Here is a 26,491-nt window from a genome sequence, read left to right on the forward strand (position 1 = left end):
ACTTTAAAATGGATATTGACATGTTATCAACTAGATTGAGTACTCTTTTAAATTCCGATTCAGTTTATTTATTCAAAACTCAAGTAGCGCATCGTTTATTCCGTGCGTATGCTACGGTGTTTTTTTGTTATTCACCTTGGGTTGGGGCATGGTTTGCGCTAATCAGCTGGGCATCGCCCAGAACAGCCTTTTCTGGCTTGTTTAGTTTACTGTGTACTTGGGTATTTGGTCGATTATTATCGATAAATCCTCCTGGTGATCTGCATCTGGTTAATGGATTGCTTTGTGGTTTGTTTTTAAGCGCATATTACCCGTTATCGATTCAGTTATTCTTGGGGTTGATTATTATTACATTGTTTATAACAACGTGTACTAATTGGTTATGCAATTTTATGTGGAATCTGGGTAAGGTGCCCTTGATGACATTACCTTTTGTTTTAGGTACCTGGCCTTTAATTATCATCTTCCATGAACAACAATTGGTATCCTTTCCATCGCTGATGTTCGCTCAGGAGAATTTGCCCTCCTTGGTGTCTTTTCCCTGGTCTGATGTGTTTTTTTCTACCGTAGGTGGATTACTGCTTGTTCCATACCCACTCCCAGGAGCGCTTATCTTTTTAGGGTTGTTTGTAGCTTCTCGATATCTTACCTTTTTAGTGATTTCAGGCTACGTCATTGGCGCATTAACATTACACTTGTTCGGTTATGATATGCTGATTACCCAAACAGGGTATAACTTTATGTTGGCAGCAATTGCTATTGGCGGCATATTCATGGTTCCAGGCAAATTCAGCTATTTTGTTGCTTTATGTGGAAGTGCTCTAGCTGCTCTATCTGTTGTTGTTCTCTATAAACTGCTCTTTCCTGTTCAGCTCCCACTTTTGGTTCTTCCTTTTTTATTAAGTACCTATTTTTGGTTAGGTGGTCTCAATTACAGAAGTCAAAAAAAGAAAGGTCCTCTGAATTTGGATATGCCTGTTTCGCCAGAAATATCCTGGGAACGATATCGTTTAGAGTCTGTACGAGGTATTCATTTAGATAGTGTTTTTATTACTCAATTTTTTTCGAAGGACTGGCGAGTTGTATTTGATTCAAAGGTGAAGCATTATTATTTTTCGTGTATTGATGATGCGGACGAGTATCCTGTTTATGCTCCATTGAACGCAAATGTCGTAGAAATGCGTGACAGTGCCAACCTACAGCATCAAAAAGCGGCTGTAGATGAGTCCTGGGGAAATTTTATATTGTTGAGAAATTATGCGGGGCAGTATATTTTACTTCCTTATCTAAAAAAAGGGAGTTTAAAAGCTAACACCGGCGATTGGATTACCGCGGGACAAGCTATCGCTGCGTGTGACAAATTTGATAAAGAATATCGTTTTTACATTCAGGTGCAAAAAGGAGTAAGGCCTTCCAGTGAGATTGTTCCTTATCATTTTTCTAATGTCATCACTCATAAACCCAATCAGCCCAAACAATTTAATCTTTTCTATTATCCAGAAGATGGCGATTATATTATCAGTGCACAACGGAACAATGAGCTTGCTGAAGCCCTTGATTTACAATCTGGTCTTACACTTCACTATCGGGTGAAGTGTGATAATGAACCGGAATGCATCATGATGTTACAAACCGGGATTACTCCTCAAGGACAGACCCGATTATATGCAAGAAGGGATCGCTCATTAGGCTATGAGCAGACTCCGCTAACTCTTGCTTTTTATGATTCTCAAGGTGAAAAAGATATATTATTGGATCTATGGGCGCTTGCCCTTGGATTAACTCCTTTAACGATACAGGCAGAGGTTTGGAGTGATTCACCTTCACTGGATCTATGGCCTCTTGATTTTGGAAAACGCCTGATGTTGAGATTAATCAGACCTCTAGGTGTCGGATGCAAAAGCATTTATACACGTTCCTGGAATCAGGAATCTAAAGTCTGGATTCAAAAGGCTACTCATAATGCGGACATTCTACCCGGTATACAATGGAATGCTAGTACTACAGCTGTTATCGATCCAGAGAGGGGCATTATTAAATTAAGCCTGGAGGTTTTTGGTAAAATATGGGAAGCCGAACTTGTACAAGGGCAGCATTCTGGTAAGGCTGGCGCATAAAGCCTGTCTAAAAGTCCGGTTAAGTAACCTTTATGAAATAAAGATGCAATAGATCTGGAATCCTAGTAAATATGTACTATTATTAGATAGATTGATTGTTTGTTGTCTAAATATAAGGAGGTTATCATGAACCTGATGCAATATGAGCCATGGAATATGCTGCGACACATAAAAGACGATGTAGATACCTTATTTCAAAATAATTTATTAAGTGGTGGTAAAAATCTGTCTTCATTTTTAAAAAGTGAACTATGGCCAGAAGTCGATATTGAAGAAAAGGAACATTGCTATATTGTAAAAGCAAATCTGCCCGGAATGGAGGCTAAAGATTTGAATGTACATTTTGGCAATGGTTTATTAACTTTATCTGGTGAATTATGTTCAGAGCATAATGAAAAAGGGAAAAATTTTATTTGTACTGAACGCACCAGCGGCTCATTTTCTCGTCAATTCAACCTGGAAGGTGTATCTGATGACGCTAAAATTGATGCTACGTTTAGAAATGGAGTATTGTCCGTAGAAATTCCAAAAATGATATCCAAAGGTAAAAACAATAGAAAAATCGAAGTAAAATCAGAGTAAGCGGCAGATGAGTTGTTTCTGCTCTTTGAAACTGTCCTGGCTTCATGGGGATAGAATAACATTCAATCCCGTAGTGATTGGTGGGGCAGAAGTGATTGGCGTGTTATTATCTCTAACACGCCTTCATGCGAATTACTTTTTCAATACGTAACTCCCCGGTGCATCCATTAGCGGCGATAAAGGAAGTTGATCCAGTACCGGTGCCATGATGGATTTACCCGAATGAGTTTTTAGCCAACTGAGCCACTCTTCCCACCAGGATCCGGGATGTTCGACGGAATGTTCTAACCATTCATCTGCACTCTGCGGACATGTGTAGTTGGTGCGGTAACCGTATTTTTTTGTAGCTGGGGAGTTAATAATACCCGCTATATGTCCTGAGCCGCCTAATACAAATTGTTTAGGCCCATTCATGAGTTGAAAACCAATATAAGTGGTTTTCCATGGAGCGATATGATCCTTTTGTGTTGAAAGGAAAAATGTGGGGATATCAATGGCTCTAACATCAATTGGAGTATGATTGAGTTTTATTTTACCGGGTTTTACCAGATCGTTATGCAAATACATCCAGCGTAAATATTGTGAGTGCATCGTAGCTGGCATGTTGGTTGAATCCGCATTCCAATACAGAATATCAAAAGGAACCGGATTTTTTCCATGCAGATAATTTTTGATGAAAAATGACCATATCAAATCGTTTGCTCTTAGGGAGTTAAAACTGGAGGCCATAAATTTACCATCAAGATAGCCTTTTGCATCCATTTCCTCTTCCAGCTTTTTAATCTGTTGCTCATCAATAAAAACCGATATATCGCCGGGATCACTAAAATCAATCATCGCTGCTAGGAAGGTCGCACTGCGAATCGAGTTATTCTGGTGCTTTTTATTATAAGCCAATAAAGTAGCAAGCAGTGTGCCTCCAATGCAAAATCCTAATGCATTCACTTCTTTGACGTTTAATTGCTTCTGAATGGTTGCAATAGCGGTCATAGGCCCTTCTTTTAAATAATCGTATAAGCTTTTTTTGGCAAATCGTTCATCAGGGTTTACCCAGGAAATAATAAATACCGTAATTCCCTGAGAAACCAGCCATTTTATTAATGAATTATGGGGGCTTAAATCTAAAATATAATACTTGTTGATCCATGGTGGAATCATGAGCAGGGGTATTTGTTTTACTTTGCTTGTTTGTGGGGTGTATTGAATTAATTCCATCATGTCATTACGAAACACTACTTTTCCAGGAGTAGTTGCAATATTGACTCCAAGTTTGAATGCTTCGGAATCGGTCATTTTGATGTTCAATCGCGCTGAATTGATTTCCAGGTCATTTAGCAGATTATGCAAACCATGCAATAGATTTTTACCACGACTTTGAATGGTTTCAGCAATGAGTTGTGGATTCGTGTGGATAAAATTTGCGGGAGAAAGTGCATCTAAATAGTGTTTGACGAAAAAACGTACGCGTTTTGCTAAATTTTTATCCCCATATTCCATTTTTTCCAATAAGGAATTCATGTGTTGATTGGCGAGAAGGTACTGCTGGCTTAATAAGTTAAAAAAAGGATTATTAATCCAGTCCTCTCCATGGAATCGATGATCTTCAATGGGCATGGTTTTCCCTTGCAGCCAATGATTTAATTGGTTTTGAGCCAGGTTGACAGCATCATTCCAATACTCCAATTGCATTTGCCAAACTTTTTCGGGGTTATTTAATACGACGGTAATTAAATTTTGGAAATTTTCTGTTAAATCAATAAATTGACTCAATAAGGCAGGAAGCTGGTTTGGCATTTCTTTTAAGTCAGTAATGATTTGCAGGCTTTTTTCTGCAACAGACCGCATTAGATCACTGATTTCTTTATCATGAGTCATCCTGTCTCCTGAAAAAAATAATAAGATTCTTTATTCTTAATCCTTTAGACGAGATTAGCAAGTGTAAAAATTGGTTATTAGTTGGAATTTATGCCAAACTTTTTAGTATCTTCCCGACGAGATGCATTATCATGAAGAAAATTCTGAGCACTATTTTAGTCATTATCGGCATTTTTTCAGTATTTGTATTGAGCTACAAATTCTTGTTCTCTCGAGCAGGAACAACCATGTATTCAGGTGCTCCTGCTCTGTACAAGCCGATGGATAATGCGGTTCCCGGCTCTGTTGCAATGAGTGCAGAACAATCATCACCGACTCAATCAGAACAGGTGATGAGGCGAATGATCATTCGAAATGCACGATTGTCTTTGCAAGTGAATGATATTCCAAAGACCATGGAAGATATTACTCAAATTGCGGATCACTCTGGGGGATATGTCGTCAACTCTGAACTGAATCAAAACGTTTCTTATGGCGGAGGCCAATATGCAAAAATCAGCATCAGAATACCCGCGAATGGCTTAACTAATGTGCTTAAGAGCTTAAAAAGTTTGGCTGTAAAAGTCGAACAGGAAACCGTCACTGGAGAAGATATTACCCAACAATATGTTAACCTTGAAAGTGAATTAAACAACTTGAAAACAACAAAGGCTCAACTTGCTAAAATCATGCAAGGTGCGACAAAAACTGAAGATGTATTGATGGTTTTTCAAAAACTTAGTGAAACGCAACGGAAAATCGACATGACAGAGGGGCGAATAAAATATTATAAAGAATCCGTTGCTTATTCGTTGATAACCATTGATTTGAGCGTGAACCCAGAGATTCAAATGACTCAAGATTCAAAATGGCAAATTACCGAGGTGATCAGTGAATCCTATAAGGAATTAATCAATACCTTGCGTCAATTTACTTATGGAGCGATACAATTTTTTATCTATTTTCTTCCTTTGATGCTGCTTTGGGCAGTCATTATATTGGTTCTCTTTTTGATAGGCAGGCTCTTATACAAGAAATTTAAATAAATGGTACTATATTCCCTTACAGTATCTCATTCCGTATTAATGCGAATGAGGGGATGGTGTATTGTTCAAATACTGACAGGGAGTATAATGGTTAAATTCATTCGCAATCAACTCTTAATCATTCAATTCATTTTGATGTTATTCATTGGAGCAGGTATCGTTATGCCCGCTTATGCAGATTTACTCCATAGTAGCAGTTCGTCGAGAGCAACTGCTTCTGAAGTGAATAATAAAGAAAAAAACAAGCGTGAACTGGTTGTTTTAATTCATGGATTAATGCGTACGTCAATGAGTATGAGTTTATTAAAATCCTTTCTGGAACATCAGGGATATACTGTATATTCATACAGTTATCCTTCCCCGAAATATACGATTCACGAACACAGCGTGCATTTATCCCGGTACATTGGTCAGGTATTAGAAAATAATCCCGAGGTTAAAATTCATTTCATTACGCATAGTCTTGGTGGGATAATTGTTAGAGAAGCTCTAGCCAAAATGTCGGAAAGTCAATTAAAGAATATTGGTTATTTAATTATGATGGCTCCGCCTAACCAAGGGTCGTTTTTAGCAAAAGTGTCTACAAAACTATTTCCGCTCTTTACATCGCCCATAAAGCCTTTGGCAGAACTCAGTTCCGAAGAATCATCCTACGTGCATCATGTACCCGTGCCAAAAATTAGAATGGGGATAATCGCGGGGCGATTTGATGCCAAAGTACCGCCTTCATCTGCTGATTTGGATGGAAAAGCCGATATTGTCGTTATAAATTCTACTCATACCTTTATTATGAATAATTTTAAAACGCAGAAACTCATACTGAATTTTTTAGAAAAGGGTACCTTTGATGGGACTTGAGCCTATCAGAATGAGTCGTGCTCTTTACCCGTTTTGGCAATTCAGACTTCAACCCTCTGTGAATTGGTTCGATCAGTAGGTCTCAAAAAGCTACGGTCACTTTTACCGGAACATCAAAGCTGTTACTATTTTCTTTAGAGATAAGAATAATGGATTGTTCCTTGAAGCGTCATTTGAACGACGCCTGCTTTATACTTCCTTTTTTATTACCTCCCTTGTGCATTTAAAGAACACTTTGTCCGCATTCATCGGCCTTTAATCCCCGTCAGAATCTACGGACAGTAATGACTCTTATTGTTTTAAGCAGTTTTAGATTGTGTACAGACTAAAACTGGATTATCACTCTGTAACATGCAAGGAGCACCATGAAACGTTACTTGTTTTTACTCGCTGTATCGACTGTTTTACCAAACCATCCATCCTGTGCAGAAACGCGAATAGCGCGTTATAACCGCTTTAACAATCTATTTTTGGTTAATCCTGTCTATGTGACTTAAGGAGAGAATTCATGCAGCGAGCTAACAAAAAAAGCCACCCGTTTTTAGGCAGGGTATTAGCTTTTCTGTGCTTCTGGTTGGCGGGAATGACTGGGCAAGCAGGGAAGACATTATGGACGTTTGAACCGTTAACGGCAACGACTGTTACAGTGCTATCCAACGGTACGGTTAAAATACTCTATCGAGTCACCAATCAATCCGCCAAGTTAAAAAATCTGATATTAGACTCTCGTCCCGAAAACACGCCAACTGGCCTTAGCGCCTCGCCCTGTCAGCTTGCGACCAAAGGAAGTACCTGCACACTGATACTGACCATCAATGGGAACGAGATGCCCGCTACAGGAATTCACAAGGGCCCAGTACTCTGTGCGCAATTCAGTGCAAGTCAATGTTATCGCCCGCCCGAGGCCAATATTCTGCATATTACCCGAGCCAATCCTGTGCCTGATGACGCATCAATTTCAGTGACGGGTTCTCCATTAATCCTGTTCCCGGCTTATCCGGCGCTTTCCGGATTACCCCGAATTTTAACAATTACCAACAACTCCCTGACCACGACAGCAACGAACGTATCAGCAACCTTGCTCGCGGATTGGAGTGATGTCACCCAAGATGCCTCGAACTGCTTGAGTATTGCTCCAGGAGGCAGTTGTCAACTCACCTTCACCCCGGGCATTGTGACGCATGGACCAATTATTGCGCCTGTTTCAGGAAGTAATACGAACAGCATCAACGTCAGCCTTGCCGTCAACTTCCCTTGGATAACCAATGGTGAGGTATACTCTATGGCGTTAGATTCAACAAATAATATCATTTATCTAGGTGGTGATTTTACTGCTGTGGGGCCAAACACTGGCTTTGGCGTTGCAATTGATGAGGCCAGTTCACAAACATTGCCAACTGCTCCCCGGGTGAACAGTGATGTGTTCACGGTTATCTCAGATGGTACTGGTGGGTGGTTTATTGGAGGAGACTTTACACAAGTCGGAGGCGTTGCACGCAACCGAATCGCTCATATTTTATCCGACTACACCGTTGATGTACAGTTCAACCCCAACGCAAACAGCACCGTCAGAGCCTTGATCCTGGATGGCAGCACGATCTATGTTGGGGGTGATTTTACCAGCATTGGAGGCCTGGTTCGTAATCATATTGCCGCATTGGATATGGGCACCGGCCAGGCTACAGCATGGAACCCAAACGCAAACAGCACTATTAATGCTCTGGCCCTTAATGGGGGCATAGTCTATGCCGGAGGGGGATTCACCAGCATCGGTGGTCAAGCCCGTAACTACGTTGCGGCACTGGATACAGGCACCGGCCAAGCTACAGTATGGGACGCAAATGCAAACAGCACTATCAATGCTCTGGCTGCTAATGGCAGCGCTGTCTATGCCGGAGGAAACTTCACCAACATCGGGGGCTTTGCTCGAAACCGTATTGCGGCACTGGATTTGGGCACCGGTCAGGCTACAGCATGGAACCCTGATGCCAATAACACGGTTAACGCCCTGGCCCTTAATGCCAGCACTGTCTATGCAGGGGGGCAATTCACCAGCATTGGGAGCCAGGCTCGCAACCGTATCGCGGCACTGAATTTAGGCACCGGACTGGCTACGGGATGGAACCCTGATGCCAATAACACTGTTGTTGCCCTGATTTTTAGTGGCAGCACCATCTATACCGGAGGGCTCTTCACCAAAATCGGGGGCGAGATCTCACGAGGTGTTGCCATATTGCCTGAATAGTCGATTACTGAGGAAGCGTAATAAACATTATTATCTGGTTTATTATGCCTCCGATCGTTTGAGTTTCCTGAGGAATTAATAAAATAGATTAAATTATTTTTTAATTACTCTCAGTTTAATGCAGCGGTGGTAAGATAAATCAGCTCGGGTAGAACAGCAAATAAGATTATGAATAAAAGCAGGGCTGTCCCATATAAATAGCTTTTATTTGAACACAAGTGGTAAATTCAGACACACAGCTGCTCCCTTCTCCCTTTTTAAGGGAGAAGGGAGCAGATGATCCGACCCGGACACATCGGTAACACAAATGACCGGACACATAGGTAACCGTTAACGTTCATACAGACGAGAAGAAGGAGTGTCTGTAATGAGTTGGTTAGAGACTGAACATTTATGTTACCTATGTTCCGGTCACACAAGCTGCTCCCTTCTCCCTTTTTTAAGGGAGAAGGGCTGGGGATGAGGGTTTCTTATCAGTTGGCACGCTCTGAGTAAACTTAAAAAGAAGTTCTTCGCATTGTTCAACATATTAACGACAATATGTTGAACAATTGCTGTTGACGAGCCTTTTTGAAATTTACTTTCTAAAAATAGTCGCACATCATCGTTCAATGTCCCTTGATTGCCTTTAAGAGCCAACACAAAACCAGCCTCTTTTTCACAAGTTTTCTTTGCAATAGTCTTTTGTGTACTCATTGCGTCTATTGTGACAGTCTGTCCTTTTAGGTCCAAAAAATCTAATAATTTAGGTATTGTGCTAATTAAAGAATATAGTTTATGTCTCTCAATGCGTAGCTTTTTTAATCCACCAAAATAAGATTCAAATGATTCTGATACATCCTTGTCCATACAACTGACTTTCCCTATGGTAAAAAAGGTAGATTATGCCACTTTATTATTTAATCAAATTATTTTGTAAGCATTTTGAGTGTGATGTATCTCAACTTTATTCGAGAGCGTGTCAACTGATAAGAAACCCTCATCCCCAGCCCTTCTCCCTTAAAAAGGGAGAAGGGAGCAGCTGTGAGTTTACCACTTGTGTTCAAATAAATACCATTCATGTGGGACAGCCCTGCGAATAAAAGCATTTTCATTGGATATTTTCCCCATAATAGGGTACTATTCGCCTTTTGTCATATATAGAACCAATTTAGTACTATATTTATACTATAGAGTCTAAGGAAGAATGAAATCCATACTTCGGCTTTATTCTGAATTAAGACCTATCCGGTACTAGATTATTCGGTTTGGGGGTGTTATGCTGCGCCTTAGCAAATTGGCTGATTATGGAACAGTAGTGATGGTGTATCTTGCCAAGCATGCACAGGATCTTTGTAATGCTCGTGATATTGCCTTTCATACCCATTTAGCGGTACCAACAGTCAGTAAAATATTAAAACGTTTAACCAGTGCAGGGCTATTAACTTCAGTGCGCGGAGTGACCGGAGGATACCGATTACAAAGGCCAGCTACTGAAATATCCGTGTCACAAATTATTTATGCTTTGGAAGAACATCGTGGATTTACTGAGTGCAGTTTGCAACCCAATGATTGTTCTTTGCAGGGAGTATGTACCATTCAGGGTAATTGGCGATTAATAAGCCGTGCGATAGAAACTGCGCTGGATAGTGTCAGTCTGGAAGCATTGGCAAAACCAACTCTTCATACACAGGATGTTGATCGAGTCCGGCAATTAGCAAGTGGAGTAAATCGTGGCTAAAAGCAGTGAGCAAATTAATTCTCTGCTCGACAGAGATTATCAACATGGTTTTATTACCGACATTGAGGTGGATACTTTTCCTCCAGGATTAAATGAGGACGTAATTCGTCGTCTGTCCGCAATAAAAGGTGAACCAGAATTTCTATTGGAATGGCGTTTAAAAGCGTTCAGGCATTGGCTGACCATGCCTCATCCTGAATGGTCGAGCGTGCATTATCCTCCTGTAGATTATCAAGCGATTTCTTATTATTCAGCGCCCAAAAGTAAAAAAGACGCGCCTAAAAGCCTTGATGAAGTGGATCCCGAATTATTAAGAACCTATGAAAAGCTGGGCATCCCTTTAAGAGAACAGGAAATGCTGGCTGGAGTCGCTGTGGATGCTGTTTTTGACAGCGTTTCGGTTGCTACGACATTTAAAGCCAAACTGGCTGAAAAAGGGGTTATTTTTTGCCCATTTTCAGAAGCGGTACATGAGCATCCTGATCTACTCATGCAATATTTAGGTTCCGTTGTATCTTATCGTGATAATTTTTATGCCGCTTTGAATTCTGCTGTATTCAGCGATGGCTCCTTTGTGTATATCCCCAAGGGGGTACGTTGCCCCATGGAGTTATCAACCTATTTTCGTATCAATGCCGCTTCTACAGGCCAGTTTGAGCGCACTCTGATTATTGCCGATGCAGACAGTTATGTGTCTTATCTTGAAGGTTGCACCGCTCCCATGCGTGATGAAAATCAATTGCATGCGGCTGTTGTAGAGCTGGTGGCTTTGGATGGCGCACAAATTAAATATTCAACAGTTCAAAATTGGTATCCAGGCGATAAAGACGGAAAAGGCGGAATCTATAATTTTGTCACCAAACGCGGTGCCTGCAGAGGTAAGCGGTCAAAAATTTCCTGGACTCAGATAGAAACAGGATCAGCAATAACCTGGAAATACCCAAGCGTTATTTTACAGGGTGATGATTCTGTCGGTGAGTTTTATTCTGTTGCCTTAACGAATAATTGCCAACAGGCTGATACGGGAACCAAAATGATTCATTTGGGAAAAAATACCCGTTCGACCATTATTTCAAAAGGGATAAGTGCTGGTCGTGCCCACAATGCCTATCGAGGTTTGGTTCGCATTGCGCCAACGGCCACTAATGCACGAAATTACACCCAATGCGATTCGATGTTAATGGGTAGTGAGTGCTCAGCTCACACTTTTCCCTACATTGAAGTAAAAAATCCAACGGCTCAGGTTGAGCATGAAGCAACGACATCAAAAATCAGTGAAGAACAATTATTCTATTGCCAACAAAGAGGCATAGACACTGAAGATGCAGTTTCAATGATCGTAAATGGCTTTTGTAAGCAGGTATTGAAAGAATTACCCATGGAGTTTGCGGTGGAAGCCACTAAATTGTTAGGAATAAGCTTAGAAGGGGCAGTAGGTTAATATGTTAAAAATTAATGAACTCAATGTCGCAGTCAATGCACAATCAATTTTAAAGGGCATCAATTTGCAGGTTAATGCAGGTGAAGTGCACGCCATTATGGGTCCTAATGGTTCAGGCAAGAGTACTTTGTCTAAAGTGTTGGCTGGCCATCCTTCTTATGAGGTAACCAGTGGTGAAGTAACTTATTTGGGGCAGGATTTATTACCCCTATCACCTGAAGAAAGAGCGCAGGCCGGGATTTTTATGTCTTTTCAATATCCTGTTGAAATCCCCGGAGTTACCAATATTAATTTCTTAAAGGCTTCTGTTAACGCCGTTCGCAAAGGACAGGGCCGTAATACTCTCGATGCCATAGAGTTTTTGAGCTTTATTCGTGAAAAATGTCAATTATTGGATATGGATGAAAGCTTTTTATATCGCAGCATTAATGAAGGGTTTTCTGGTGGTGAGAAAAAGCGTAATGAAATTCTTCAAATGGCCGCTCTTGAGCCAAAGCTTGCGATTCTCGATGAAACCGACTCAGGGCTGGATATTGATGCATTACGGATTATATCTCAGGGTGTTAATGCCATGCGTTCTCCCGAACGATCTATAATTTTAGTGACTCACTATCAACGCTTGCTTGATTATATTGAGCCTGATTTTATCCATGTTTTGGTAAATGGCCGTATTATCATGTCTGGTGATAAATCTTTGGCGCTTGAACTGGAGAAAAAAGGTTATAGCTGGCTTGAAGAAACGGAGCAGTGATGAACGAGATTTTAAGTTTTTATCAACAGCAGGCTAAAGCTGGGCAATCCACTATTCCCTGGCTTGCGCATATGCAGGCTAAAGCGCTGGAACAATTAAGTCGTCATGGTTTTCCAACCCGTCACGATGAGGACTGGAAATATACGCTACTGGATTCTTTACTCAAACAACCCTTTGCCATACCTGAATCTGTAAACAGTTCCAATGCTGATTTGTCTTCAAATCTGCCCGTTAAACATCAGCTGTTCATTCAAGATGGTGTGATTATTCATGAGCCAGAATGGATGAAGCAATTGCCTGCAGGGGTTGTGTTACGCCCATTAGCCCTTGCTTTGATTGAACATGAGGGCCTGATTAAAACCTACCTGGGCACTATACTGAACCAGGAACATGGTTTTCACTCTTTAAATACCGCATTAATTCATAATGGGGTATTTTTGTATATTCCCCGAGGCGTGTGTATTGAAGATCCTATTGCTGTAATTCATTCTCAGAATCAGGATAATCAGGCAGTACATCTAAGGCATTTGATTATCGCTGAAGCAGACAGCCAAGTGACTCTTCTGGAAGAATATAAGGGGGCGGATCGCTGCTCTTATTTAACCAATACAGTCACTGAGGTTTGCGTTGGAGCCGGCGCAAGCGTCACCCATTATAAAATTCAGAATGAAAGTAAATCCTCTTATCATTTGGGTCATATCGCGGTGCGCCAATCTGCCAGCAGTCAATTTTTAAGTCATTCCCTCAGTTTGGGGGGAAAATTGGTGCGTAGTGATATCAGCATGTACCTGCAGGAAGAGCATGCTCACTGTCTAATGAACGGTATTTATGCCCCGGCTGAAGGCCAACATGTGGATCATCATACAACCGTACATCATCTCGTACCTGAATGCTCCAGTGAACAAGATTATAAAGGCATTTTAACTGGTCGATCACGGGCTGTATTTAATGGAAAAGTGATTGTTTCCAAAGACGCGCAACACACGAACGCCAAACAGCAAAATAAGAATCTGCTGCTGTCTGCAAATGCTGAAATTGATACGAAACCGCAGTTAGAGATTTTTGCTGATGATGTATTATGCTCTCATGGTGCAACTGTTGGGCAATTAGATGAAGACGCATTATTCTATCTGGCGACTCGTGGCATTGGCAGAATGGAAGCATCCAAATATTTAATTCATGCTTTTGCTCAGGATAATTTACGCCTCATTCAAAATCGTGACTTGGCTGATTGGATGGGACATTTATTAACGCAACAGTTGGAGTACGCTAATGAGTACTAATCCTTCAGCGGTTACATCATTGAACGTTCATGCGATTCGTAAGGATTTTCCTATTCTGAATCAGAAAATCAATGATTATGATTTAGTTTATTTTGATAATGCAGCAACGACACAAAAACCGAAAGCGGTAATTGATGCGATGACCCATTATTATGAGCATGATAATTCAAACGTGCATCGAGGGGTTCATGCGCTCAGTGTCAGAGCAACAGAGCTGTATGAAGCGGCCAGAGCCAAAGTAAAGCGTTTTATTAATGCCAGGTCGGCCAAGGAATGCATTTTTGTACGCGGCACTACCGAAGGAATTAATCTGGTTGCTCAGAGTCTTGTTGCTCCTCACATTGTACCGGGTGAAGAGATATTAATTACTCACATGGAACATCATTCCAACATTGTTCCCTGGCAAATGGTATGCAAACAAACAGGAGCCGTTCTGCAGGTAGCCCCTATTTCAATTAATGGTGAACTGTTGCTGGATGAGTTTGAAAAGAAATTAAATGAAAATACCAAATTTGTAGCCATTAATTATGTTTCCAATGCGTTGGGTACGATTAATCCAGTGAAAAAAATGATTGAAATGGCTCATGCTTATGGTGCCAAGGTGTTATTGGATGGCGCTCAGGCAACCGCTCATTTACCTGTTGATGTTCAAGATTTGGATTGTGATTTTTATGCTTTTTCAGGGCATAAAATGTATGGCCCAACCGGTATAGGTGTACTTTGGGGGAAAGAAGAGCTTTTAAATGGTATGCCTCCTTATCAGGGCGGGGGCGAAATGATTAATTCAGTAAGCTTCGAGGGCACAGAGTTTGCCCCGATTCCGCATAAATTTGAAGCAGGAACGCCCAATATTGCTGGTGCTATTGGCTTGGGAGCCGCTATTGATTATTTATGGTCTTTGGATCTTGAGGTTGTTGCGGAGTACGAGACTCAATTATTACGTTACGCCACAGCGGCTATTGAATCGGTCAAAGGTTTTAATATCATCGGTACTGCAGAACACAAAGTCCCAGTGATTTCATTTGTGCATGGTAAGATTCATGCCCATGATATTGGTACCATTCTGGATAGTGAAGGCATTGCGATTCGCAGCGGGCATCATTGTGCTATGCCCTTGATGGATTTTTTTGGTGTGGCAGCGACTTCAAGAATTTCATTATCTTTTTACAATACCCAACAAGAAATTGATCTCTGTGTTGAAGCGCTGAAAAAAGTGAAAGAGGTATTTGCATGAATACGGATTTGCGGGAACTTTATCAGGAAATCATTATTGATCATAATCGCAATCCGCGTAATCACCATGACATGGCCGATGCAACGGCTCAGGCTAATGGTTTTAATCCTTTATGTGGCGATAAACTCACGGTATATGCCAAAATTGCTAATAATGTGATTACTGATTTAAGTTTTGTAGGCTGTGGCTGTGCGATTTCACAAGCCTCAGCTTCTTTGATGACTGATGCATTAAAGGGTAAAACAGTATTGGAAGCTCATGATCTGTTTCATCGATTTCATAATATGCTCACCCTCGACGAAGAAGAGCAATCGAGCACTATGGATAAATTGACGGTTCTTGCTGGAGTCAAGGCATTTCCTGCACGAGTTAAGTGCGCCACTTTAGCCTGGCATACTTTGGAAGCAGCTTTAAATAAAGACACTTCTGTGGTGAAAACCGAATAATCTTTAGAAGTTGAATCGTCATATTGTGTTCGTTCCAGAAAGGAAATCAGTTAGAGGTGTGGCATGTTTGGTTTTAAGAAAAAACAGGATAATGAAGCAGTTAAAGAACATGTGATATTGGCGCTTAAGGGAGTTTTTGATCCTGAAATTCCAGTCAATATTTATGATTTAGGATTGATTTATGACGTCGCCATTAACGATGAAGGGCATGTCGACATCAAGATGACTCTGACAACTCCCGGGTGTCCTGTAGCACAAACGTTTCCCGGAACTGTTGAGCAGGCCGTAAACCAGGTCGAGGGAGTCAGTGATTGTACTGTTGAGCTAGTCTGGGAACCGCCTTGGTCGCAGGATCGAATGACGGAAGCGGCACGACTTGAGTTGGGGATTTTTTATTAATCATGCATGAGCTCCCTTGGCATCCCTCTGCTTCTATTGAATTACTCCGGCAACGCGCTCAGTTTATTGCAAAAATTCGTCAATTTTTCAGTAGCAGACACTATCTCGAAGTTGAAACACCGATAATGGCTCAATTTGGTGTGACTGATGTGTATTTAAGTAATATCAAGGCCACTTTTCGAGGACGATCCTATTGCCTTCAGACCTCGCCTGAATACCATATGAAACGTTTGCTTGCCGCAGGCAGTGGTCCTATTTTTCAGTTGGCGCGAGTTTTTAGAGATGATGAGCTGGGGAGATGGCATAATCCTGAGTTTACCTTATTGGAATGGTATCAGTTGGGCATAGATCATCATGCTTTGATGGTGGAAATGGATTTATTGTTGCAAACCTTATTGCAGACTGAGCCAATGATCAAAAAAACGTACCAAGAGGCCTTCATTGAAAGTTGTGAGCTGGATCCGTTTACCGCCTCTATTGATCAATTCAAGAATGTACTGTTGAACAATCAACTGGACACTGTTTTGTCTTCTCAGGAGCAGGACAGAGATCAGTATTTATTTTTATTAATGAGTCATGTTGTTGAACCGTTCCTTGGCAAGGTTAATTCGCCTGTTGCCGTTTATGATTTCCCACCTTCTCAGGCATCTTTGGCTAAAATTCAGAATGGTGTTGCCGAACGGTTTGAGGTTTATTATCAGGGAGTTGAGTTAGCGAATGGCTTTCATGAGCTCACCGATGTTCATGCTCAAGCGAAACGTTTTGTACAGGATAACGATCTGAGAAAACAACATGGTTTGCCTGCAGCAGAAGCCGACCACTATTTATTGCAGGCTTTGGAACATGGATTACCTTCATGCAGCGGTGTTGCTCTGGGAGTGGATCGATTGCTTGCTCTAGCCTTGGACCAGCCTGGAATAGCCAATATCCTTTCTTTTGATTTTTCAAGGGCCTGACACGATTTGGTTATAAAGTCACAATAACCACGGAACAAGCCATCTATAATGCATTGCAGTGTCTTGCCCTGAATGTGAAAATCCTCTTGATAGAACAGCTTATTCTTTTGAATAAGCATTACGTCCCAGCCAAGTCAAACCACTTCAATTTCAACAGGAGCAAGGCCTTTGATACCGAGTTTTTTAGCGGCACCGAAGGATAAATCAATTAGCCTGTTCGATACAAAAGGCCCTCGATCATTAATTCGAACTACTATCGACTTACCGTTATTCAGGTTTTTCACCCGTACTCGAGTCGCAATGGGGAGTGTTGGATGAGCTGCGGTCATCGCATACTTGTTGAAACGCTCACCGTTCGATGTTTTTTGATGCCGGGGGTGTGTTCCGTACCAGGAAGCAATTCCTTTAGCTTTGTAGTTTTTGGCAGACTTCATCACATGATATGTTTTACCTCTAACCACATACTGCCCCGGACCATTAGCTTGTTGATGTGTGCAAGCAACCAGCAGTATTGGGAGTAAGCCTGTTAGGAGTCGTTTAATAGTCAATGAAATTGTAAATTTGTTCATAAAGTTATCTTTTACATCCTATTCTAGTGTTATCAATTGCCCTCATCATTAATCGTATTGATTGGTTCTTTTTGGGATGAGTGTGTACCAGCAAATGCTATTGTATAAGCTTTATTCTATCACATGATGCAAATCTCTTCACCCCAAGGGATTTTAATGCAGGATCTTGTGAACTTTCTCTCTGTATATGACCCCAAAAACTGTTCTGACCCCTGCGCGCATTAGTGTCCGGGTAAAATGAGCTTCTTTCAATCAAATCCCCTCTCCACCGCGCGTAGCGTGGGGGAGAGGGTTTAGGGTGAGGGGGTTAAAATACGTGCGCGCAACAGCGCGCTCATTCAGGTGAACGTCTGTGACACCGCTTGCGATGGCGAAATTATCCGATTGATTAGGGAGTAATAGAATAAAGATTGAACGTCCTTGTTAATCCGCTAAGATAGCGGTTGAATTTAGCCGATTCGAAGAACAAAGACGATGAAAGAATTTACACCATTTGAAGCGTTATTAAATCCGATAACAAAAGAATTAGTAGAAACGGGTGTTAAAGGTTTTGACTCAGACTATTACACTTGAATCATCGGAGTATGTCACAAAGATTCTTATGGAGTTATTTATAAATGTTCGTCGCTGTGAGACTACCAAGTTCTATTATTTTTCTTGATGCTAAAAAGGTGTCGCAATCGCTAGCAGTGTCGCAAACGTTGATCTGAATGAGCGCGCTGTTGCGCGCACGTATTTTAACCCCCTCACCCTAAACCCTCTCCCCCACGCTACGCGCGGTGGAGAGGGGATTTGATTGAAAGAAGCTCATTTTACCCGGACACTAATGCGCGCAGGCGGGCATGATAGGTTTTTTTGTCATTTAGAGGAACTTTATATTGATAATTGGTCATAAAAAGCACTCAGGTTTTATTGGGGGGCACAATCCATTTGGACATCATAAATATTCGGATGAAGGGCTTGCGAGCTTAGGGAAAATAACTCAAGCCCAGCAGCTCCCCCTGGTCACATTGAGTTCATCGTGATTAAAATTTGATGTTTATTTGGAGTTGATGTGTAAAATTACGCCTATAATTATACTAGAGCTTAGTCATTAGGAATAAAATTATGGCCAATCAAACACGTGAAAGTTTAATTCATCAAGCGAAGAATGGTTCTAAGGCTATCGCTTTGATCTATTCACCAGTCGAGCTTCATGAATACATTGTAGAAATTATCTCTAAAGATGCTGATGAATTTATTCATAAAGGAAAAGAGCTATGGCATTTTAACTCTATTGACGATGCTTTATCTCGAGCAGCACAATATGGAGCACAGGAATTTTTTCTATGCGCTGACAATACGTACGATGAGTGTGGCTCAGACAGTTGTCGGCAATCCTTTGATTATATACCTCTATATTCAAAGAATAAGACCATTAAAAACAATTAGGTAAGGTCCCTGAAGTTTTTTTGTATCCAGGCTTTCTGTTTGGTTTGAGATATAAAACAAAGTACGAGCACTGAACTTTATACAGTTCAGACGGCTTTGGAATACGTAGTGTATTGCAATAGCATGTACTTTATAAATTTTCGTCTCCTTGTATAAAATAGAATCCCAATAAGATGTGTTCAAGCGACAGTTGGCTATTTAGAACGTTAAACCCTGTTTGGTAGAGTTGAGCGTAATCTGAATCAATGAAAAGACGTTCTTTTGCTAAAAAAAGATCAGAGTGGTTGATGCAGAATATGCATTCAGAATAGAATGATTTAACTATTAAGCTACAATGAATTAAAATAAATGTTCAGAGGAACGTGTAGTGAATAAAAACAATATTACTGGTCGCATGGATTCTGGACTCGGTCATTATTGGTATCCTTTGGGATTCAGTCAGGTTCTCCGTAAAAATTCAGCGAAACCCCAACGTTTTGTATTACTCGATACACCCATAGTTTTGTGGCGCTCTCAAAATGAATGGCGTGCTCATAAGGATGTATGTCCTCATAGACAAGCGCCTTTGAGTTCAGGCCTGGTGGTGAATGATGAATTAGTCTGTCCCTATCATGGCTGGTCATTTAAACCTTGCGGCACTCTAAGTGCTGTACCCTCTCTTTGTGATGCGGATCAACCTAAATCAAAACCGGGCTTGATTCCCTTTTTAGTACATGACGATAATTTTATGATTTGGGTCTGTTTACAAAAAACAGCACGATTAGCTCCACCTAAAATTATAGAACCCACCTCAAATAACTCAAAAACTGTACTCATTGAAAAAAAGTTTAATCATCATATAGAAGATATTATTGAAAATTTCATGGACTCTCCTCACACGTTATTTGTTCATTCAGGGTTAATACGTGATAGTAGCCAATTAATGTCACGGTTGGTTGATGTTTCCATGCACGAAAATGAGGTTTTAGTCAGTCATCATCCATCACAAGAAGACATCAGTTTATTTAGCCGATTAATTAATCCTCAAGGAAAAATGGTTTCTCATACGGATACGTTTATCTTGCCAGCGCATGTCAAGATTAATTATTATTTTGAGACCGAGAGTCCGGCATTTAGTGCCTGGGTTGCCATGCGGCCGATCAGTGAAAATCAAACTCAATTATTTTTTGCAATTACTTTAAATTTTAATGGGATTATCAACAGGATTTTTACCCCCGTTGTGCGGCTCATGGCTGAACGGATTCTTTGGCAAGATCGAAAAATATTAGATTTGCAAAGGGATAATCTGGCTTATGAAAAAACGCGCCATTCAGCCTCTTCAATAGGTGATTGTGCTAGCAATTACGTCCGCAGGCAACGTTATGATGCGGATCAACTACCCAGGAATGGCATTATTTTGCCAGCACGTACTATTAATTTGAATTTATAATGGCCCATCATGAATAATTTTTTTGATCAAATTATTTATTCCTCTGCCAACGAGGATCCGCGTTCGGAACTAGAGGGATTAAAGCTTAATGAAACAGATCATGTTTTATGTATTACGGGAAGCGGTGCCCGGCCACTTGATTTACTGAGCCAGGCTGATTGTCAAATCACCGCTGTTGATTTTAATGCAAAACAAAATTATTTGTTAGAGCTAAAAATGGCTGCTATAAATCATCTGGATTATGAATCCATGCTTGATTTTATCGGTGTTAATCCTTGCCGGCATCGGGACGAGCTTTATGCAAAAATAAAAAAAGATCTTTCCAGGGAGGCTGCCGCCTTTTGGCAAAATCAGTTTTCTTTAATTCAGTCCGGAGTCATATATCAAGGAGTTTGGGAACACTACATGCGCCAGATAGGGAGCATAGTCGCACTCCAGAAAAAAACTTTAGCTAAATTGTTTTCATGTACCTCTCTGGAAGAACAAAAAAGAATATGGAATGACGAATGGAAAAGCCGTTTTTGGTCTTTGATTATTTATATTACGGGGCGCCGATTTATCTGGAAGTATATTTTGAAAGAACCAGGTATTGCCTTTGTTCCTAGTGATTTTGATATTTCTGCATATCTGCATAATCGCTTTGATCACATAGCCGGGACACAACTTTTTGCCACTAATCCTTATTTAAATCTGATTTTTTTGGGACAGTATCATTCAGATTGTTTACCCATTCATTTGCAAGAAGAACACTTTCGGCAACTTAAACAGCGTTTGGGACGTATTGTTATTAAAAACTCTAGCCTGGAACACATATTAAGTGAATCTCCAAATACGTTTACTGCATTTTCGGTTTCAGATTTTTCATCTTATGCCAATAGAAATAGCTATGACGTCATCTGGAAGCATATTATTCAAGCGGCACAAAATAATGCTCGGTTTGTCGAGCGCAGTTTTCTGGTTAAGTATGATTTATCTGAAGAAGCTGCGTCGCACATCACGATTAATCAACCATTATCTCAAGAACTAACCGAGCATGATCACAGTTTTATTTATGATATTCGTTGCGGCACGATCCATAAATTAAAATGACTAACTTCAGGCCCTAACATCCATTTTTTGAAATTGGGGCCAGGAGGATTTGGTAACCTACCGTAATTGATTCTAGTTTAAATTCAGGCAGGGTAAAAAAACGTCGCTTCATGCTTATTATAAAATAGATTCAAAATGCGAGAGTCAGGTATTTCCTGAAATTGCTTTATCGATGCCAAATCAGTTTTCCCTTGAAGCTTGACAGTAAAGATCAACTGTTTTGCTTTGCCAGATTCAATCCATTTCCTGATTAGGGCATAGGCTCTATCTGGATAACAGGCCACGTCCGACAGTACCCAATCATAACCGTGCTGCAGAGTATAGGGATCTAAAGCAAAGGCACTTTGTTGTAAAAAATGAACTCCAGGAAGTTTTGCTATTTTCTCATCTAAATGAGCTTTATCAACCGCAGTAACCGTCGCACCCAATGATTGCATGACGTAAGTCCAGCCTCCTGGTGATGCGCCGAGATCCAATACTGTATCACCTGGTTTGGGGTATTTGCCCAGCAGAAAAAGTGCTTCCCATAATTTTAAATAGGCGCGATTGGGTGGGTTTACTTTATCTTCTATGAAGAAACACTTCCCCTGCGGCCATTTTTTTAAGCGTTTAGTACTATAAATCAAGGTGTTTTGATCCATAAGACAAAAAGCCCCAATAGCAGGCAGCTCAATATCTCTGGCAAAATGCCGATCGAGAGACGGACACTTACGGAGTTGATCTTCAATCAGGCGCGATCTTCTGATGTGATGTACGGGGTGTAAGTACCAAAATTTTCCTGCTTGACGAAGAATTTTAACGGCTTCAGAAATAGATTGAAAGTTGACGACCACAGGCTCCAGCCAAATATCCTGAGCAAAACAGACATCGAGTTTTTGGCGAGGAGAAAAAACCAAATCTTCAACGACTTCTGTTATTACTCCTAATTCGTCACAAAGTTCAGTGCGAAATTCGGGTTTGGTGACGTATACGGCGGCAAGATTCTTCAAAATTTCCATAAAATCAGTCTAAATTATTCACAAACATGGAGGGGTGATTTTCATCATTTCCGGGATTATTTAAAACCAATGAAGTATACACAATATGGCTGTCCTAAGTAATCCATTGGATTCTAATAAATCTCGGTACAGAGGATAATCTTTTCATGTACAGAATGGCTTATTCATGGAATATTATCGAGGAAAGCAGTGATGGCTTGCTTGGTTTAAATGAACTAGATTCACATTGAATTAAATAGGTAGTGATGTGGTGATTTATGTCGTCTTCTCAGAGTAGTATATCTTCAGAACAGGCTGCGCAATTGTCCTCTGATTATGCGCGATCTAATATCTTGTTGGGTAGTACTCAATTGATCAACAATTCTTATCTTGCAATTCAAAAGTCTTCCCTGAACAAAGCGTTGTTGGATCTGCGCCGATTATGCAGGGAATCTCGGTTATACGATTTGGAAATAGATAAAACAATCAAGCGATTTTATCAGACGATTGATCTATGCAAAAAATTCTCATTAGGTAATTGTTATGAACTGGCAATAATGGCTTTAGATTATGTAGTTCACTTTCTGCCTGAGATTGAAGCGGAAGTTTACTGCATCGTCGGAGGGGATCATGCTCTTTTGGTGTTAGGAAAGGAGAAAAACAGTCATCCGAACAAGCCAGAAACATGGGGTACCAATGCCTATATTTGTGATCCTTGGGCTAATGAAATTTATCCTGCATCGCAATACAAAGCCCGGCTTAAGAATTTTTATCGCACTAAGGACAGTCAATCTGGCACTTATATAAATCATGTACAGAATTTTGATCCGCTTAGACACTCATTATCACCGATGAAGGATTTGAATACTCAACATCTCCGGCAAACACAATCGGAGGTGCATCTTAAAAAACTGGTTAAATTCTTTGAAGAGAAAAGTACCTATATACTTAATGCCATGAATTATTTGAAAAGAAGGTTAGAGGCTATAGTAAACCGTTTACTGGACAAATACGGCAAGGACAACGATAAGACAGTGGTAATTAGTAACATTATGAAGCAATTGCGCCAGTCAGTTAACGTGATTAGGGGCAATATCAATAAAAATTATAATCTTGATGATTACACCAATTTACGGGATACATTAGAACATTCTTTAAAACAAAACGTGAGTGCTTATGCTCAGGCTGTTCGAATAAGCCAAAACGATAGCGATGCGTTAAATCGATATCATAATCAAAACGCGTTCAGCACAAGCTTATTACAATTTTTTAAAATCCCTCCAGCTACAGTTCGCTCTACACGGCATGCATTACAGACTACAACCAATGAAGTTCATAGGATATTGAATGATGATCGCGTTACTTGGTCAATAAAATAAGGTAATACTGTGCCCGGAGTTGGCGTGGATTGAACTTGATAAGTAAACTTGATTGAGTCCCAATTGATAACTGATCCATTTAATTAATAACAATCAACAAGTCCATACTGTATTTGAATCAACTTGATATTAATCTCAATGGTTCCACTGACCCACATTATTGATGAGGAATTTATGTTAGGAATAGTCATAGTTCTTTTTTTGCTGGCAGTTTTTCTGGGGGATTGTTCTCATCAAGAAACCCCAAAGCGAATTCGCTTTGGGGCGCTTGAAAGGAGCGAGACACTTTTTTTGAATCTTTAATCCTGAATTCAATTGCTGAACACAGGTTAAACCAGTGGGCGATCATTTAGCAGATCTTAGCGTCTGTTTTTTTTATTGTTATAAGGCCTGTATTGCTCGCTGACTCTGGGTTTAATCGGTGATTTTCTCGGATTAATTAAACAGAAAAGGGCTATGGAAGCTAAATACGGTAATCCAAATAAAATGAGCATATGTTTTAAAGTTCCCGAGGCAGCGATATCCATTAAGCTAATGATTACAAGAATGAGTTGGACCATTCGGTTTTTGATAAAATCAGGGATGAACAGTTGTACCATTTTTTTATCCATTATTGATGATTTGGGGCTTCTGAACCTGAATTTGGCAGTTGTATCATCGCCATTAAATGCACGAGGAGGCTGCTGAATTCAGGATGAAGAGACTTTAAACACCATTAATTGCAGATACTTTTACTCTCTGCAATGATGGAGTAGACCTCATTGTCTCCTATGACGATATGGTCTAGTAATCGCGCATCTACCAGCTCAAGCGCCTCACGAATGCGTTCAGTAACTTCCAGATCCTGATGACTTGCATCGGACACTCCAGAGGGATGGTTGTGAGCGAGAATCAATGCTGCTGCATTGAGTTGGAGAACCCGTTCTATAATAGGGCGCGGATGAACGGTTGCTGAATTAATAGTGCCTGAAAAGAGCTCTTCGTAAGCGATGATCCGGTGTTGGTTATCCAGATAAAGGGCGGCAAAGGTTTCATTTTTATAATCACGCAATCTTTTTTTCAAATAAGCATAAGTTTGTTTGCTGTTGGTTATCTGGGTTTCTTTTTGTAAATGAATAAAATCACTGCGACGGCAGATTTCTTTTACTGCCTGTAATTGCAGGTAGCGAACTTCTCCCAGACCGGAAACCTGCTTGAAATTCTGGGCGGAGGCATTCAGGATTGCCCGTAAATCACCAAGATGCTTGATCAGATCATAGGCTAATTGCAAACAGGATTTTTTCCTGCTTCCGGAGCTGATAAATACTGCTAGTAATTCAGTGTCAGAGAGGCTTTGAACGCCGTAATGAAGTAATTTTTCACGCAGATCGAACCGCGGTGTTGATTGGACAACCGTCATTTTGTATTCCTTTTTTATTCCTTTATTGCGAAGTTTGTGCTTTGATCGGTGGTATTCTTATAAAAAACGGTCAGTCATGCAAGATTTTATTGATAAAAAAATCCTTTTGGGCGTTTGTGGCGGCGTTGCTGCTTATAAGTCCGCCTATCTGGTTAGAGAGTTAACTCGACTTGGAGCGGACGTCAGAGTGGTAATGACTCAATCCGCCCAACAGTTTATCAGTCCATTGTTAATGCAGGCATTATCCAGCAATGAAGTACGTACTGATTTATTTGATCGGCAATCGGAACATGCCATGGGGCATATTGAATTGGCGCGATGGGCGGATTATTTATTAATTGTGCCGGCATCGGCAAATTGTCTCGCTAAAATGGCTCAAGGCATTGCAGACGATTTATTGTCAACCTTGTATCTGGTGACTGAAACTCCAGTCATTGTTTGTCCTGCGATGAATCGGAGCATGTGGGCTCATCCTGCAACCCAGGCAAACTGCGCGCTTTTGAAAGAGCGTGGTGTTTTTTTTGTTGGGCCTGAAGAGGGTTCACAAGCCTGTGGTGAACATGGATTGGGACGCGTCAGTGAAGCAGAACAGATCATTAGCGCTCTGCGTTTGTATGAGGTTCATCAATTATTAGCAGGGAACAATGTGCTGATTACAGCCGGCCCCACCCGAGAGGCAATTGATCCTGTTCGCTATTTAAGTAATTACAGTTCTGGAAAAATGGGCTTTGCTTTGGCAGAGGCCGCAGCCATGGCTGGAGCGCGCGTAACGCTGATTAGCGGCCCCAGTGCTCTGTCCGCTTCGGCAGGAGTTGAATTGGTTCGGGTAGAGTCGGCGCAATCCATGCTGGACGAAGTAATGAATCGTTTGCAACCGGGCACTTTGTTTATCGGAGCGGCTGCTGTTGCTGATTATAAAGTGGCAACCCCGGCAACGGAAAAAATCAAGAAAAATAATCATGAAGAATTAACGCTTGATTTAGTAAAAAATCCCGATATTCTCAGTACGGTTTCAGCCAGTGGTCAAGCGGGGTATGTCGTTGGGTTCGCCGCAGAAACGAATGCTCTGATTCAGTATGCCAAAGAAAAGTTAATTAACAAAAAATTGGATATGATCATCGCGAACCAGGTAGGGAATGGATTGGGTTTTGAGAATGATGACAATCAAGTCACTATAATTACAAAAAACAATCAGATGGATCTTCCTATGACCAATAAAACGCGGCTGGCTGGACAAATTATTGCAATCCTTGCTGCAACTCTGCAAAATGGCCGCCATTGAACTT

General features: G+C 40.8%; 24 protein-coding genes and 1 pseudogene. 19 read left to right on the forward strand and 6 right to left on the reverse strand.

Annotated elements, in window-relative coordinates:
* Positions 1-20 precede the first annotated feature (20 nt).
* Positions 21-2,117, forward strand: coding sequence for an urea transporter (locus G543_RS0105970; RefSeq protein ID WP_028383732.1), 2,097 nt, complete (start codon positions 21-23; stop codon positions 2,115-2,117).
* A gap of 126 nt (positions 2,118-2,243) precedes the next feature.
* Positions 2,244-2,699: an Hsp20/alpha crystallin family protein gene (locus G543_RS17195; RefSeq protein ID WP_051190600.1), complete on the forward strand. Its 456-nt coding sequence runs from the start codon at positions 2,244-2,246 to the stop codon at positions 2,697-2,699.
* Between the two features lie 132 nt (positions 2,700-2,831).
* Here G543_RS17195 and G543_RS0105980 read toward each other — a convergent pair whose 3' ends face one another.
* Entirely contained in the window at positions 2,832-4,574 is a 1,743-nt protein-coding gene (locus G543_RS0105980; protein WP_028383733.1) for a PHA/PHB synthase family protein, read from the reverse strand.
* Between the two features lie 131 nt (positions 4,575-4,705).
* Between G543_RS0105980 and G543_RS0105985 the strand changes: the two genes are divergently transcribed.
* The 4 genes from G543_RS0105985 (at position 4,706) to G543_RS0105995 (ending at position 8,702) form a co-directional block, all read left to right on the forward strand.
* A complete protein-coding gene (locus tag G543_RS0105985) occupies positions 4,706-5,599 on the forward strand; it encodes a DUF4349 domain-containing protein (protein WP_028383734.1) in 894 nt (297 codons plus the stop codon).
* A gap of 87 nt (positions 5,600-5,686) precedes the next feature.
* On the forward strand, positions 5,687-6,457 hold the full coding sequence (locus tag G543_RS0105990; protein ID WP_028383735.1) for an esterase/lipase family protein: 771 nt from the start codon (positions 5,687-5,689) through the stop codon (positions 6,455-6,457).
* Positions 6,458-6,822: 365 nt separating this feature from the next.
* Entirely contained in the window at positions 6,823-6,954 is a 132-nt protein-coding gene (locus tag G543_RS19405) for a hypothetical protein (RefSeq protein WP_274519372.1), read from the forward strand.
* A gap of 11 nt (positions 6,955-6,965) precedes the next feature.
* The gene (locus G543_RS0105995) at positions 6,966-8,702 is read left to right on the forward strand and encodes a PQQ-binding-like beta-propeller repeat protein (protein WP_028383736.1); all 1,737 of its coding nucleotides are present in this window, start codon (positions 6,966-6,968) and stop codon (positions 8,700-8,702) included.
* Between the two features lie 597 nt (positions 8,703-9,299).
* On the opposite strand, the pseudogene G543_RS19310 reads toward G543_RS0105995, so the two are convergent.
* Positions 9,300-9,464 (reverse strand): annotated as a pseudogene (locus tag G543_RS19310) (ISAs1 family transposase); the annotation flags it as partial.
* Between the two features lie 496 nt (positions 9,465-9,960).
* On the opposite strand from G543_RS19310, the gene G543_RS0106005 reads away from it, so the two are divergent.
* The 8 genes from G543_RS0106005 to epmA all read left to right on the forward strand — a co-directional run bounded on the left by G543_RS0106005 (position 9,961) and on the right by epmA (position 16,932).
* The gene (locus G543_RS0106005; protein WP_028383738.1) at positions 9,961-10,422 is read left to right on the forward strand and encodes an SUF system Fe-S cluster assembly regulator; all 462 of its coding nucleotides are present in this window, start codon (positions 9,961-9,963) and stop codon (positions 10,420-10,422) included.
* Positions 10,415-11,863, forward strand: a complete 1,449-nt coding sequence (gene sufB, locus G543_RS0106010; protein ID WP_028383739.1) for a Fe-S cluster assembly protein SufB — start codon at positions 10,415-10,417, stop codon at positions 11,861-11,863. The genes G543_RS0106005 and sufB overlap by 8 nt, the downstream gene beginning before the upstream one ends.
* Position 11,864: 1 nt before the next feature.
* The gene (gene sufC, locus G543_RS0106015) at positions 11,865-12,614 is read left to right on the forward strand and encodes a Fe-S cluster assembly ATPase SufC (RefSeq protein ID WP_028383740.1); all 750 of its coding nucleotides are present in this window, start codon (positions 11,865-11,867) and stop codon (positions 12,612-12,614) included.
* A complete protein-coding gene (gene sufD, locus G543_RS0106020; RefSeq protein WP_028383741.1) occupies positions 12,614-13,897 on the forward strand; it encodes a Fe-S cluster assembly protein SufD in 1,284 nt (427 codons plus the stop codon). The genes sufC and sufD overlap by 1 nt, the downstream gene beginning before the upstream one ends.
* Positions 13,887-15,131: a cysteine desulfurase gene (locus G543_RS0106025; protein ID WP_028383742.1), complete on the forward strand. Its 1,245-nt coding sequence runs from the start codon at positions 13,887-13,889 to the stop codon at positions 15,129-15,131. Before sufD ends, G543_RS0106025 begins: the two co-directional genes overlap by 11 nt.
* The gene (sufU, locus tag G543_RS0106030; RefSeq protein WP_028383743.1) at positions 15,128-15,577 is read left to right on the forward strand and encodes a Fe-S cluster assembly sulfur transfer protein SufU; all 450 of its coding nucleotides are present in this window, start codon (positions 15,128-15,130) and stop codon (positions 15,575-15,577) included. The genes G543_RS0106025 and sufU overlap by 4 nt, the downstream gene beginning before the upstream one ends.
* A 63-nt stretch (positions 15,578-15,640) precedes the next feature.
* Positions 15,641-15,976: an SUF system Fe-S cluster assembly protein gene (locus G543_RS0106035; RefSeq protein ID WP_028383744.1), complete on the forward strand. Its 336-nt coding sequence runs from the start codon at positions 15,641-15,643 to the stop codon at positions 15,974-15,976.
* Between the two features lie 2 nt (positions 15,977-15,978).
* Positions 15,979-16,932, forward strand: coding sequence for an elongation factor P--(R)-beta-lysine ligase (gene epmA, locus G543_RS0106040; RefSeq protein ID WP_028383745.1), 954 nt, complete (start codon positions 15,979-15,981; stop codon positions 16,930-16,932).
* A 134-nt stretch (positions 16,933-17,066) separates the two neighbouring features.
* Here the strand turns inward: epmA and G543_RS0106045 are convergent, their stop codons facing one another.
* A complete protein-coding gene (locus G543_RS0106045; protein ID WP_028383746.1) occupies positions 17,067-17,501 on the reverse strand; it encodes a septal ring lytic transglycosylase RlpA family protein in 435 nt (144 codons plus the stop codon).
* Between the two features lie 1,107 nt (positions 17,502-18,608).
* Between G543_RS0106045 and G543_RS0106050 the strand changes: the two genes are divergently transcribed.
* The 3 genes from G543_RS0106050 to G543_RS0106060 all read left to right on the forward strand — a co-directional run bounded on the left by G543_RS0106050 (position 18,609) and on the right by G543_RS0106060 (position 21,450).
* Positions 18,609-18,932 carry a hypothetical protein gene (locus G543_RS0106050; RefSeq protein WP_028383747.1) on the forward strand — a complete coding sequence of 108 codons (324 nt, stop codon included), beginning with the start codon at positions 18,609-18,611 and terminating at the stop codon, positions 18,930-18,932.
* A gap of 367 nt (positions 18,933-19,299) precedes the next feature.
* The gene (locus tag G543_RS0106055; protein ID WP_028383748.1) at positions 19,300-20,361 is read left to right on the forward strand and encodes an aromatic ring-hydroxylating oxygenase subunit alpha; all 1,062 of its coding nucleotides are present in this window, start codon (positions 19,300-19,302) and stop codon (positions 20,359-20,361) included.
* A gap of 9 nt (positions 20,362-20,370) precedes the next feature.
* Positions 20,371-21,450 carry a DUF3419 family protein gene (locus G543_RS0106060; RefSeq protein ID WP_028383749.1) on the forward strand — a complete coding sequence of 360 codons (1,080 nt, stop codon included), beginning with the start codon at positions 20,371-20,373 and terminating at the stop codon, positions 21,448-21,450.
* Between the two features lie 83 nt (positions 21,451-21,533).
* Here the strand turns inward: G543_RS0106060 and G543_RS0106065 are convergent, their stop codons facing one another.
* Complete coding sequence (locus G543_RS0106065) at positions 21,534-22,448, reverse strand: SAM-dependent methyltransferase (protein WP_028383750.1); 915 nt, start codon at positions 22,446-22,448, stop codon at positions 21,534-21,536.
* A gap of 257 nt (positions 22,449-22,705) precedes the next feature.
* On the opposite strand from G543_RS0106065, the gene G543_RS17200 reads away from it, so the two are divergent.
* The gene (locus G543_RS17200; RefSeq protein ID WP_051190601.1) at positions 22,706-23,806 is read left to right on the forward strand and encodes a hypothetical protein; all 1,101 of its coding nucleotides are present in this window, start codon (positions 22,706-22,708) and stop codon (positions 23,804-23,806) included.
* Between the two features lie 359 nt (positions 23,807-24,165).
* Here G543_RS17200 and G543_RS0106080 read toward each other — a convergent pair whose 3' ends face one another.
* Both G543_RS0106080 and radC read right to left on the reverse strand, forming a co-directional pair.
* Complete coding sequence (locus G543_RS0106080; protein WP_028383751.1) at positions 24,166-24,405, reverse strand: hypothetical protein; 240 nt, start codon at positions 24,403-24,405, stop codon at positions 24,166-24,168.
* 116 nt (positions 24,406-24,521) lie between these two features.
* Positions 24,522-25,205, reverse strand: coding sequence for a RadC family protein (radC, locus tag G543_RS0106090; RefSeq protein WP_028383752.1), 684 nt, complete (start codon positions 25,203-25,205; stop codon positions 24,522-24,524).
* A 76-nt stretch (positions 25,206-25,281) separates the two neighbouring features.
* Here radC and coaBC point away from each other — a divergent pair, with 76 nt between their 5' ends.
* Positions 25,282-26,487, forward strand: a complete 1,206-nt coding sequence (gene coaBC / locus G543_RS0106095) for a bifunctional phosphopantothenoylcysteine decarboxylase/phosphopantothenate--cysteine ligase CoaBC (protein ID WP_028383753.1) — start codon at positions 25,282-25,284, stop codon at positions 26,485-26,487.
* Positions 26,488-26,491: the final 4 nt, after the last annotated feature.

Source organism: Legionella moravica DSM 19234 (genome assembly GCF_000423305.1).
GTDB lineage: Bacteria > Pseudomonadota > Gammaproteobacteria > Legionellales > Legionellaceae > Legionella > Legionella moravica.